The organism is Qipengyuania gaetbuli (assembly GCF_009827315.1).
Taxonomy (GTDB): Bacteria; Pseudomonadota; Alphaproteobacteria; order Sphingomonadales; family Sphingomonadaceae; genus Qipengyuania; species Qipengyuania gaetbuli.
This window is the reverse complement of the sequence record NZ_WTYF01000003.1, coordinates 225,074-237,465: the sequence shown is the minus strand read 5'-3', so window position 1 is coordinate 237,465 and position 12,392 is coordinate 225,074. Positions and strand designations below refer to the sequence as shown.

At 63.8% G+C, this 12,392-nt stretch carries 7 protein-coding genes; all 7 read left to right on the top strand.

The features are described 5' to 3' along the window. The first annotated feature begins 25 nt into the window (after window positions 1-25). Window positions 26-775 (top strand): DUF6445 family protein, encoded by a 750-nt coding sequence (locus tag GRI42_RS01325; protein ID WP_325065279.1) that lies wholly within the window; start codon window positions 26-28, stop codon window positions 773-775. Between the two features lie 190 nt (window positions 776-965). Then, complete coding sequence (locus tag GRI42_RS01320; protein WP_160606266.1) at window positions 966-3,773, top strand: TonB-dependent receptor; 2,808 nt, start codon at window positions 966-968, stop codon at window positions 3,771-3,773. 114 nt (window positions 3,774-3,887) lie between these two features. Continuing rightward, the gene (locus tag GRI42_RS01315) at window positions 3,888-5,405 is read left to right on the top strand and encodes a tryptophan halogenase family protein (protein WP_160606265.1); all 1,518 of its coding nucleotides are present in this window, start codon (window positions 3,888-3,890) and stop codon (window positions 5,403-5,405) included. After that, a complete protein-coding gene (locus GRI42_RS01310; RefSeq protein ID WP_160606264.1) occupies window positions 5,402-7,243 on the top strand; it encodes an alpha-amylase family glycosyl hydrolase in 1,842 nt (613 codons plus the stop codon). The genes GRI42_RS01315 and GRI42_RS01310 overlap by 4 nt, the downstream gene beginning before the upstream one ends. A gap of 17 nt (window positions 7,244-7,260) precedes the next feature. After that, window positions 7,261-8,862 (top strand): alpha-amylase family glycosyl hydrolase, encoded by a 1,602-nt coding sequence (locus GRI42_RS01305; protein ID WP_407692147.1) that lies wholly within the window; start codon window positions 7,261-7,263, stop codon window positions 8,860-8,862. Next, window positions 8,859-10,895, top strand: a complete 2,037-nt coding sequence (locus GRI42_RS01300; RefSeq protein WP_160606262.1) for a glycoside hydrolase family 97 protein — start codon at window positions 8,859-8,861, stop codon at window positions 10,893-10,895. The genes GRI42_RS01305 and GRI42_RS01300 overlap by 4 nt, the downstream gene beginning before the upstream one ends. Next, window positions 10,895-12,391 (top strand): tryptophan halogenase family protein, encoded by a 1,497-nt coding sequence (locus GRI42_RS01295; protein WP_160606261.1) that lies wholly within the window; start codon window positions 10,895-10,897, stop codon window positions 12,389-12,391. The genes GRI42_RS01300 and GRI42_RS01295 overlap by 1 nt, the downstream gene beginning before the upstream one ends. The last annotated feature ends 1 nt before the right edge of the window (window position 12,392 follow it).

Genomic DNA, 12,392 nt, shown 5'->3' with positions numbered 1-12,392 from the left:
GGACCATAAGCGCGACAAAGCGATCATGCAAAGCGGCAGGCCCTTCAAAGCGAATAAAAACGCGGTATTGGACGTGGCGAAGATGGAAAGCCCCCTCGCCCTTTCGCCCCGAGCTACAATCTCAATGGAGACATTCGGCGCCGAAGCGCAGCCGGTCGTGACCGTGGCCGATGCGCTGGTAGATGCCAATGCGGTGGTCGAGATCGCGGCCCGGCACCGGTTCGGGACCCATGGGGCCTTCTATCCCGGCATCCGCGCGGCCGTGTCCGAAAAGATCAGCATGCCATTGGTCGCACCGCTGCTGGAACGACTGGCCGAGGTCTTCGCCCTGCCGCGGCTGTCGCGTTTTCGCGAGTGCTACCTTTCGGTTGTCACCCATGCGCCAGCGGACCTGGCACCCATCCAGCGCCTGCCGCATTTCGACGGCACCGAGCGCGAGCGGCTTGCGGTGCTGCTCTACCTCGACAAGGCCCATCGCGGCGGGACAGCCTTTTATCGCCAGCGGGCAACCGGCTTTGAAAGCGTCGATGGCGAGCGGTTCGGCACCTACCGCTCGCAACTGGAGGCCGCGACTGCCGAACACGGGCTTCCGGGCCCCGCATACATCTCCGGCGACACAGCGATTTTCGAGCAAATCCACCGCGTCTCCGACGCATTCAACTCCATGGTCATCTATCGCGGAAACACGCTCCACTGCGCTGATTTGGGGGCAGATTTCGTGCCCGATCCCGACCCGAGAAAAGGTCGGCTGACACTCAATCTGTTCCTCGACTGACCGGCTTTCAGCTGTGTGGCATTTCCGCGACTCGCCCCCCTGCGAACCGGTTGCGTATACGTATGCTGTCTTCCTGAGCCCGCCTGCGGACACGTATTCAAGCCGCAATACGGGCGGGTTTCCGCCGCCTGTGGGGTATCGAGTCGGTCCTTAAGAAAAGCCAGGACCGGCCATCAGGGAGAGCACGATTATGGCATTTCGTTCCAAGCTCGTCGGGGGCATCAGCGCCGGCGCCGTCACTATCGCACTGGCCGCATTCGCAACGCCCGCAATGGCGCAGGAAGCCTCGGTCGAGCCGGGCGATGAAACCGCCTCGCAGGAAGAGCCGGGCGAAGACAACATCATCGTCGTCGAAGGCTACCGCCAGGCGCTCGAAACCGCGATCAACCTGAAGCGCGACGCGCCGGTTATCGCAGAAGCATTCAGCTCGGAAGACATCGGCAAGCTGCCCGACGTCTCGATCGCGGAAACGCTGGGCCGCCTGCCCGGCCTCGCCGTCCAGCGTATCGACGGCCGTGCGCAGAGCCTCTCGATCCGCGGCCTCGGCCCCGACTATTCGACTTCGCTGCTGAACGGCCGCCAGCTCGTGTCCTCTGGCGACAACCGCGCCGTCGAATACGACCAGTATCCAGCCGAACTCATCGACCAGGGCGTCATCTACAAGGTGCCTTACGCCGGTCTCATCGGCCAGGGCCTGGCCGGTACGGTCGACCTTCGCACCATCCGCCCGCTCGCCAAGGGTGAGCGCATCGTTTCGCTTTCGGGTCGCCTCGAGTTCAACGAAGACGGCTCGCTCAACCCCGACGTGAAGGGCTGGGGCTATCGCGCCACCGGTACCTATGTCGACCAGTTCGCCGACGACACGCTCGGCCTCGCGGTCGGCGTCGCCTACCAGTCGAGCCCGAGCCAGGTGAAGAAGTTCAACGCCTGGGGCTATCCCAACGACGCCGGTTACAACGTCCTTGGCGGCATGAAGCCCTTCGCCAAGTCGGTCGACCTCGATCGCCTGGGCGTGTTCGGGACCCTCGAATGGGAGCCGAGCCTCGAGTGGAACACCACGATCGACATCTTCTATGCCGACTATCGCGAGCGTATCCCGCAGCGCGGCATCGAATTCCCGCTCAACCCCGGCTGGGGTTCGGGTGCAACGATCACCGACAACAGCGGCGGTGAATTCCCCGACAGCGTGACCTTCACCGGCGTCCAGCCCGTGGTCCGCAACGACTACGACCGCAAGGACACCGAAACCTTCGCTGCCGGCTGGAACACCAAGTACGAGAACGACGACGTCATCCTCAACTTCGACGTCTCCTACTCGAGCTCGGACCGCCGCCTGCAGCAGATCGAAAGCTATTCGGGCCTGACCTATGCGGCCAATGCTTCCGGTCCGTCGGACACGGTGACCTACACCCGTCCGTCGAGCGGTTTCCCGTTCAACTTCACCAACACGATCGACTATTCGGACACCAGCCTCATCCAGCTGACCGACCCGCGTGGTTGGGGTGCCGGCGGCATCGTGCAGGCCGGCTTCATCAACGACACCTCGACGGACGACGAACTGTGGTCGGCCCGTGCGGAAGTCATCGGCAAGGTCGACAGCGGCTGGGTCAAGAACCTCGTTGCCGGTATCGCCTTCGACGATCGCACCAAGTCGCGTGACATCGTGCAGAACTTCCTGAGCCTTGCCGGCGGCCCCTCGGTCTATGCCGCCAACGGCGCAGTGACCCGCCTGCCGATCCCGAGCGATGCGCTGCTGACCCCGATCGCCAGCCTCGACTTCCTCGGCTTCGGTCCGCAGGTCGCCTACGATCCCTTCGTCCTGCTCAACAACGGCACCTACATCCTGACCGACGTGCAGAGCTCCAGCCTGCCCTTCCCGGGTGACTGGTCCGTTAACGAGAAGGTCTGGAACGGCTGGCTTCGTGCCGACCTCGAAGGTTCGCTCGGCGCGATCCCGGTCGAAGGCAACATCGGCGTGCAGTTGGTCTTCACCGACCAGAGCTCGGACGGCTTCCAGTCGAACGGCGGTATCGGCGCAGCGCTGATCCCGGTGGCCGGCGGCGACGAATACGCCCACGTCCTGCCCAGCGCGACGTTCAACTTCGAAATCTCGCCGGACATGAAGCTGCGCCTGGGTGCAGCCCGCACTCTGGCCCGTCCGCGCATGGACCAGCTGAACGCTTCGTATAACGCCAGCATCGCCAACCAGCCCCCGTCGAGCGGGTTCAACTCGATCTTCAGCGGTGGCGGCGGCAACCCGCAGCTGCGTCCCTATGTCGCAGACGGCATCGACGCCTCGTTCGAATGGTACTTCGGCGGCGAAGGCTACCTGGCGCTTGCGACCTACTACAAGTGGCTGGACGACTTCGTGAACCCGAACGCTCCGGTTCTGCGTGACTTCTCCTACCTCGTCCCGACCCTGACGCCGACCCAGCAGCTTGCATTCGCTGCCACCGGCAACCAGACGCAGGGCCTCGTGGGTGGTCCGGACAACGGTGCGGAAGGCTACATCTTCGGCGTGGAAGGCAGCATCGCCCTCCCGCTGGGCGACATGACCGGTTTCCTCCCGGGCTTCGGCGTCCAGTCGAGCGCGTCGTACACCGACAGCAAGCTCGACGTGACCCTGTCCAATGGCGACACGTTCAACGTCGACACACCCGGTCTGTCGAAGTGGGTGGTCAACTCCACCGTCTACTATGAAAACAGCGGCTTCGAAGCGCGTGTCAGCCACCGCTATCGTACCGGCTTCCTTGCCGAATTTATCGGCATCTCGGCCAGCCGTTCGTTCCGCCAGACCTATGCGGAATCGATCTTCGATGCGCAGATCGGCTATCGCTTCCAGGAAGGTTCGTCGCTCGACGGTCTCGCCTTCACCCTGCAGGCGCTGAACCTCACCGATGAGCCGTTCATCAACTACACCGACGGCAATCGCGAGTTCATTGTCGACTACGAGGAATACGGCCGGACTTACCTGGTCGGCGTTTCCTACAAGTTCTGATCGGCTATCGACGGCGGGGCGGTCCACATCTCCTCCGGACCGCCCCGTCCCCGATACGCCGGATGCGCAGCCATGCTATGGCCCGCGCATCCGGCGTGACGGGAGCCCAGAGCCATGACCCAGGACACCATTACCAGATACGTGATAGCCGGGGGCGGAACCGCCGGCTGGATGGCAGCGGCGGCCCTTGCCCGTTTCGCCCAGCCCGGGACCTCGATCACTCTCGTCGAAAGCGATGCCATCGGCACGGTCGGCGTAGGCGAGGCAACGATCCCGCAGATCCATCTGTTCAACGGCGCGCTCGGTCTCGACGAGGCGGAGTTCGTCCGTGAAACCAAGGGCAGCTTCAAGCTCGGCATCGAATTCGACGGCTGGCGGCGCGAAGGCGAAAGCTACATGCACGCCTTCGGCAATATCGGCCGCGGCGTCGGACTTCTGCCCTTCCAGCATTACTGGCTCCGTGCTGCAAAGCTCGGCATTGCCAAGCCGCTGATCCGCTATTCGCTCAATGAACTCGCTGCGCGTACCATGCGCATGCAGCGCGGGCGCCGCACACCGCAATCGCCCGAAATGCCCTATGCCTACCATTTCGACGCAGGCCTCTATGCCGCTTACCTCCGGCGCTTCTCGGAGGCCCGGGGGGTCGTGCGCAAGGAAGGCATGATCGCGCAGGTCGAACAGCACGGCGACACCGGCACCATCGCAGCCCTCTCGCTCGAGGGTGGAGAGCGCATCGAGGGCGATTTCTTCATCGACTGCACCGGGTTTCGCGGCCTGCTGATCGAACAAGCGCTGGGCGCTGGGTTCGATGACTGGACCCAATACCTACCATGCGACCGCGCCATGGCCGTCCCTTGCGCCAATGGCGGCGATTTCACACCCTATACGCGGTCCAGTGCGCGCAAGGCAGGCTGGCAGTGGCGCATCCCGCTGCAGCATCGCATCGGCAACGGCATGGTCTATTCCTCGGCACACCTGTCGGACGACGAGGCTGCCGAAACCCTGCTTTCCAACCTCGATGGCGAGCCGCTGGGTGATCCGCGCCCCATCCGCTTCACCACCGGCAAGCGCCGGCGCCATTGGCAGGGCAATTGCCTTGCTCTGGGCCTCGCAGCCGGTTTCATGGAGCCGCTGGAATCGACCAGCATCCACCTCATCCAGAGCGCGATCAGCAGGTTCCTGTCGGTCCTTCCGGCTGGCCGGCCCGATCCGGCCATCGTCGACTGGTTCAACGACCAGGCCGATTTCGAATGGACCCGCATCCGCGATTTTCTCGTCCTTCACTACACGGCCAACGAACGTGAGGGAGAGCCCTTCTGGGACACAGTCCGGCACATGGAATTGCCGGACACGCTGGAGGCCAAGCTGGAAAACTGGCGGGCCTCCGGTTTCATTCACCGCGAGCACGAGGAACTGTTCACCGAAGTGGGCTGGTTCCAAGTGTTCGTCGGACAGGGCGTGGAAGCGCGAGGCTACAACCCGATCGCCGACACGCTTGCAGAAGAGGAACTGCGCCAGCTCCTCGACGGCACGGAATTCGCCCTCATCGAAGAGGTGAAGCAGATGCCGCGACATCTCGATTTCGTGCAGCAATTCATCAAAGCCCCTCCCCAGCAGGAAGTCCCCGCATGATCCGCAAGTCCCTTCCCCTCCTGGCCCTGGGCCTCGCGGCCTGTGCGACGGCGCAGACCCCGCCCGCTGCCGTTTCGACCGGGCCGGAAGTGAATTTCAGGGACCGCCTGCCAAGCGAGGAAATCGTCTATTTCGTCCTGCCCGACCGGTTCGAGAACGGCGACCCGACGAACGATCTGGGCGATTTCACGGGCGACCGCCTGCAGACGGGTTACGACCCCACGGCCAAGGGTTTCTTCCACGGGGGCGACCTAAAGGGGCTGACCGACCGGCTCGACTATCTGGAGAAGCTGGGCGTCACTGCCATCTGGTTCGCGCCGATCTTCCAGAACAAGCCGGTGCAGGGACCTCCGGGTGACGAGAGCGCGGGATACCACGGTTACTGGGTCACCGATTTCACCCGTCCCGACGGCCATTTCGGCACGCGGGAAGAGTTCAAGGCCTTCGTCGACGCCGCCCATGCGCGCGGCATGAAGGTCTACATGGACATCATCACCAACCACACGGCCGACGTCATCACCTATGCCGATGGCGATGCGACCAATTTCGAATACCGCAGCAAGGGCGACTATCCCTATTCGACGCGCGGCGGCCCCGATGGTGCGCGCATCAACGAAGGTTTCATGGGCGATAGCGACAGCAGCGAGGCAAATTTCGCCAAGCTGACCGATCCGAACTACGCCTACATCCCTGTCGTGCCCGAGGCGGAAAAGGACGTGAAGGTCCCCGCCTGGCTCAACGATCCGATCTTCTACCATAACCGCGGAAACAGCTCCTTCACGGGCGAAGACAGCCGCTTCGGCGATTTCTCCGGCCTCGACGACCTGTTCACCGAGCACCCGCGCGTGCGGGCAGGCATGATCGAGATTTTCGGCGACTGGGTACGCAATACCGGCGTCGACGGCTTCCGCATCGACACCGCGCGCCATGTCGATCCCGGTTTCTGGCAGGAGTTCGTGCCCGCCCTCGAAGCCGTGGCGAAAGAGAACGGCATCCCCAACTTCCACATGTTCGGCGAGGTCTACAAGGACATCCCGGAAAACGGCTACATCGCCGAATACACGCGCCGCGACAAACTGCCCGCCGTGCTCGATTTCGCTTTCCAGGCAGCGATGCGCGAACTGCTCGGGCGGGACAAGGGAACGGTCGTCCTGGCGCATATGTTCGACGGCGACGTTCTGTATGAAGGCGGCGAGGAAACCGCGGGCAAACTGCCCACCTTCCTCGGCAACCACGACATGGGCCGCTTCTCGACGCTCATCAGATGGGACAAGCCCGATATCTCACAGGACGAACTGCTGAAGCGGGTTATGCTCGGCCATGCAATGATGCTGAGCCTGCGCGGCAGCCCGGTCATCTATTACGGAGACGAGCAGGGCTTCGTCGGCGACGGCAACGACCAGCTAGCCCGCGAAGACATGTTCCCTTCGCGCACCGCGGTTTACAACGACAACGACCTGATCGGCACGGATGCAACCACTGCCGACAGCAATTTCGACGAGAACCATCCGCTGTTCCGCCTGATCGCGGAATTCTCAGCCATCCGGCGCGCGCACCCCGCCCTCACCCGCGGCCGCCAGGAAGTGCGCCATTACGAGCAGGAGCCGGGCATTTTCGCCGTCAGCAGGTTCGATCCGGACGATGGGACGGAATATCTCGCCGTGTTCAATACCACCGGCGCCCAGCGCAGCGCCAATGTGATGCTCGGCTACGATGCCCGCCGCCTCGACACGCTTGCAGGAGCCTGTCCCGCAGCAGTAACCGCGCCGGGCAGCGCCGCCTTTAACCTTCCCGCGTTCGGCTGGGCCGTGTGCCGCGTTTCGGAGACCTCGAAATGAACCGCGCAAGTCGAATTGTGAACGTTCACACCGACGCTGCCAACCTGCCCTGGTGGAAGGGTGCGGTGATCTACCAGATCTATCCGCGCAGTTTCCGCGATTCGAACGGAGACGGCATCGGAGACCTTCCCGGCATCACCGAAAAACTGCCGCACATTGCCGGCCTGGGTGTCGATGCGATCTGGATTTCGCCCTTCTTCAAGTCGCCGATGAAGGATTTCGGATACGACGTGTCCGACTATTGCGACGTCGACCCGATCTTCGGCTCGCTGACCGATTTCGACGCGCTGGTCGCCCGCGCGCACGAACTGGGCCTCAAGGTGCTGATCGACCAGGTTTATTCGCACACCTCTGACGAGCACGACTGGTTCGCCGAAAGCCGTTCCAGCCGCGATAATGCAAAGGCCGACTGGTATGTCTGGGCCGATGCCAAGCCGGACGGCTCGCCACCTTCCAACTGGCAGTCGGTGTTCGGCGGGCCGGCATGGACCTGGGACGCGCGCCGCGGCCAGTATTACCTGCACAACTTCCTCAACAGCCAGCCGCAGATGAACCTGCACAATCCGCAGGTACAGCAGGCAGTGCTGGACGTCATGCGCTTCTGGCTGGAACGAGGGGTCGACGGCTTCCGCATCGATGCGCTCAATTTCGCGATGCACGACCCGCAACTGCGCGACAATCCGCCGGCGCCGGCGACCGACCGGCAGCGCACGCGCCCGTTCGATTTCCAGCTCAAGACCTACAACCAGTCGCACCCCGACATTCCCGCCTTCATCGAGCGTATCCGCGCCCTGACCGACGAATACGAAGGTGTGTTCACCGTCGCGGAAGTTGGCGGGGACGATGCAGAACGCGAGATGAAGGCCTTCACGGAAGGCGAGAGCCATCTCAATTCCGCCTACGGGTTCAACTTCCTCTATGCCGAGAAGCTGACGCCGACGCTGGTGTGCTCCGCGCTGGCCGAATGGCCCGATGAAGACGGTATCGGCTGGCCGAGCTGGGCATTCGAGAACCACGACGCGCCCCGCGCGCTGAGCCGCTGGTGCGCTCCGCAGGACCGCGACGCCTTTGCCCGGCTCAAGGTGCTCCTGCTGATGAGCCTGCGCGGCAATGCCATCCTCTATTACGGCGAAGAACTGGGCCTCACGCAGGTCGATATCCCGTTCGACCAGCTGCACGATCCCGAAGCCATCGCCAACTGGCCGCTGACCCTTAGTCGCGACGGCGCCCGCACTCCCATGCCTTGGGATGCCAGCGGGGATGCAGGTTTCGGCAGCAGCCAGCCATGGCTGCCGGTGGGCGACGAGAATCTCGGCAAGGCCGTATCCGCCCAAGACGGCGCGCCGGGCTCGCTACTCGAATTCACGCGCCAGGCGATTGCCCTGCGCAAGGCCAATCCGGCGCTGCACCACGGCCCCGTGGTCGCTTGCAAGCATGACGGCGACCTGCTCGAACTGGTCCGCGAGGCCGGCGGCCAGCGCCTGTGCTGCCGTTTCAACCTCGGCGCGGGCACGATTGCCTGCGAGGATTGCAACGGCCAGCCGCTGGTCGCCATCGGCGGCGCCAGTTTGACCGCACTTCCCCCCTACTCCGCCATCATCCTGGAGACTGCCGCATGATCCGCCAACTTGCCCTGCTGCTGGGCGCATCGCTCCTTCCCATCAGTGCGGCACAGGCGGAAACCGTCACCTCGCCCGACGGCCGGATCAAGGTAACGCTGGACGCGGACGGCGAAGGCATTCCCTATTACGAGGTCACACGCGACGGCGTGCCAGTGATCACCAAGTCGAACCTCGGCTTCAACTTCACCGATGCCGATCCCATGCGCCGCAATTTCGAAGTCGTCTCCTTCCGCGAGGAAGCGCACCAGAGCAGCTGGGAACAACCTTGGGGCGAACGCCAGTGGGTGCAGGACTTTCATAACGAGCTCGCAGTGACCTTCCGCCAGCGCGATACATCGGCGCGCGAGATCACGGTGCGGATGCGCGTGTTCGACAACGGCATGGGCTTTCGCATCGAATTTCCCGAAAGCGCGTCGCAGCCGGTCTACCGGATCGCCGACGAACTGACCGAGTTCAACATCGCGGGCGACGGCACCGCCTGGTCGATCCCTGCAGGTGACTGGAACCGCTACGAATACCTCTACCAGAAGACTCCGGTAAGCGCGCTTTCCACGGTCCACACGCCAGTCACCATGGTCATGGACAATGGACTCCACCTCTCCTTCCACGAGGCTGCGCTGGTCGATTATTCGGGTATGTGGCTGAAGCGCATGGACGGCACGCGCCTGCGGGCCCTGCTCTCGCCTTCGCCCCGCGGGCCCAAGGTCATCCGCGAAGGTGCCTTCACCACGCCCTGGCGCACGATCCAGATCGCTAGCAACCCCAAGGGCCTATTCGAGAGCAATATCATCCTCAACCTCAACGAGCCGAACAAGCTCGGCGACGTCAGCTGGTTCACGCCCCACAAGTACATCGGCATCTGGTGGGAAATGCATCTCGACAACACCAGCTGGGCGAGCGGTGCCAAGCATGGCGCGACCACCGAGAATGCCAAGAAGCACATCGATTTCGCCGCGGAACACGGTTTTCGCGGTGTGCTGATCGAGGGCTGGAACCTGGGCTGGGACGGCAACTGGTTCGGCAATGGCCGCGATTTCGACTTCACCACCGCCTATCCCGATTTCGATATCGAGGCGGTGGCCGCCTATGCCCGCGAAAAGGGCGTGCGCATCATCGGCCACCATGAGACGGGCGGCAACATCAAGGTCTACGAAGAGCAGCTGGCCGACGCCATGGCGTTCTACGAACGGCTCGGCATCGATGCGGTCAAGACCGGCTATGTCGCCGATGCGGGCAGCGTGATCGCCCCCGCAGACGAAAACGGCGAAGGCGAGATCCTGGTCTGGCACGACGGGCAGGAAATGTCGCGCCACCACCTCAAGGTCGTGAAGGAAGCCGCCGAGCACAAGATCGCCGTCAATCCGCACGAGCCGATCAAGGACACGGGCCTGCGCCGCACCTACCCCAACTGGGTCAGCCGCGAAGGCGCGCGCGGTGCGGAGTATGATGCCTGGGGCGTGCCCAAGAACGATGCCGGGCACGTACCCGAGATGATCTTCACCCGCCTGCTGGCAGGGCCGATGGACTATACGCCGGGCGTCTTCTCGCTCGAAGGACGCGGGGCCGAAGCGGCAGACATTCCTAGCACGCTTGCCCGCCAACTGGCCTTCTACGTGGCGATCTATTCGCCCATCCAGATGGTTGCCGACCTGCCGGAAAACATTGCGAAGTATCCGCAGGCGCTGGACTTCGTGAAGCGCGTGCCGGCCGACTGGGCGGAAAGCATGCTGGTCGACGGCAAGGTCGGCGAATTCGCGGTTATCGCCCGGCGGGATCGCAACACGCTCAACTGGTACGTCGGTGCCGTGACCGATGACAAGGAACGGCAGGCAAAGGTGCCACTCAGCTTCCTCGACCCGGGCAAGAGCTACCGCGCGACCGTGTGGCGCGACGGGGCAAAGGCCGATGGACTTGGAGCCGATCGCCATGCGATGGAGGTCGAGACCATGACCGTGACCTCCGACAAGACGCTCGACCTTCGCCTTGCCCCTGCGGGCGGCTTTGCGATCGAGTTCGTGCCGCTGGGGTGATGGACGCGGCCAAACCGCCCCGCGTCGTCGTGCTGGGCGGCGGCAGTGCAGGCTGGATCACCGCCTGCCTGCTGCGCCGCGAATGGGGCGGCCGCGGGGGCAGCGTCACTGTCGTCGAAAGCCCCGCCATCGGCATCATTGGCGTGGGCGAAGGCTCTACCCCGCAGCTCAAGGCTTTTTTCGACCATCTCGGCATTGCCGAAGCGGACTGGATGGCTGCCTGCGACGCAACATACAAACTCGGCATCCGTTTCACCGGGTGGAGCGAGCGGGAGGGCTGCGAGAGCTATTTCCATCCTTTCCCCGGCCCTGTCGACCTGCACACCGAGCCCGGCTTCACCCATAATTGCGCACTGCGCCGACGCGGGGTGGATGTCCCCGCCCACCCGGATGACTGGTTTCTTGCTGCGACGCTCGCTGCGGGCCGCAAGGGGCCGCAGCCGGACGCCAACTTTCCGTTCCCGCAAAGCTACGGCTACCATTTCGATGCCCACAAGCTCGGTGCGTTCCTGCGCGACTGGGCCGTGCCGCGCGGCGTCGGACACCGGGCGCTGAAGGTGGAGGACGTCGAACTGGATGCGCACGGCGACGTGGCTGCGCTCCTGTGCGAAGGCGGGGAACGGATCGAGGGCGACCTCTTCGTCGACTGTTCGGGCTTCGCCGCGCTGATCGCCCAGCAGAAACTAGGCGAACGGTTCATCCCTTTCGACGAGAACCTGTTCAACGACCGCGCAGTGGTCTTGCCCACCCCTCATTCCGGTCCCGTGGTCCCTCAGACCGAAAGCGTGGCGATGAAGGCCGGTTGGCGCTGGTCGATCCCGCTGACGACGCGCGTGGGGAACGGTTATGTCTATTCCTCCCGCCACATTTCCGACGAGGAGGCAGAAGCCGAATTGCGCGCGGCGCTCGGCCTCGGACCGGACGAACCGCAGGCGCGCTTCCTGCAGATGAAGGTCGGCCGGCTGGAGAACAGCTGGACGCGCAACTGCCTTGCAGCCGGACTTTCACAAGGTTTCATCGAACCGCTCGAGGCGACTGCGCTGCATATCGTCATCGCCACCGCGCTCGATTTCGCCAGCGCCTATGAAAGCGGCGGCTTTACCGACCGGCACCGTGACGAGTTCAACCAGCGTATCGCTGCCCGCTACGACGGAATCCGCGACTACATCGTCGCCCACTACCGGGTGAACCAGCGCAGCGACACGGATTACTGGCGGGAAAATGCCGCCAATCAGGCGCTGTCCGACAATCTCAAATCGATGATGACGGCATGGTTCACGCACCAGCCCATTACCGAGGCGAACGCTGCCATTTACGGGCAGGAACCGGCCTATGCCGCGATGAGCTGGCATGCGCTGTTTGCAGGCTATGGCACCTTCCCCCCGCGCGAGAAGATGCAGGCCGCACCCCAAGGGCTGGATGTGGCGGATGTGGAGGCGACCCGCGCGATGCTGGCCGCCTGCGCGCGCAATTTTCCCGACTATTCGCCGGTCTGAC

Bases quoted from the DNA above. Each gene is read 5' to 3' on its own strand.
- GRI42_RS01325 (WP_325065279.1), top strand. From the start codon at position 26: ATGCAAAGCGGCAGGCCCTTCAAAGCGAATAAAAACGCGGTATTGGAC.
- GRI42_RS01320 (WP_160606266.1), top strand. From the start codon at position 966: ATGGCATTTCGTTCCAAGCTCGTCGGGGGCATCAGCGCCGGCGCCGTC.
- GRI42_RS01315 (WP_160606265.1), top strand. From the start codon at position 3,888: ATGACCCAGGACACCATTACCAGATACGTGATAGCCGGGGGCGGAACC.
- GRI42_RS01310 (WP_160606264.1), top strand. From the start codon at position 5,402: ATGATCCGCAAGTCCCTTCCCCTCCTGGCCCTGGGCCTCGCGGCCTGT.
- GRI42_RS01300 (WP_160606262.1), top strand. From the start codon at position 8,859: ATGATCCGCCAACTTGCCCTGCTGCTGGGCGCATCGCTCCTTCCCATC.
- GRI42_RS01295 (WP_160606261.1), top strand. From the start codon at position 10,895: ATGGACGCGGCCAAACCGCCCCGCGTCGTCGTGCTGGGCGGCGGCAGT.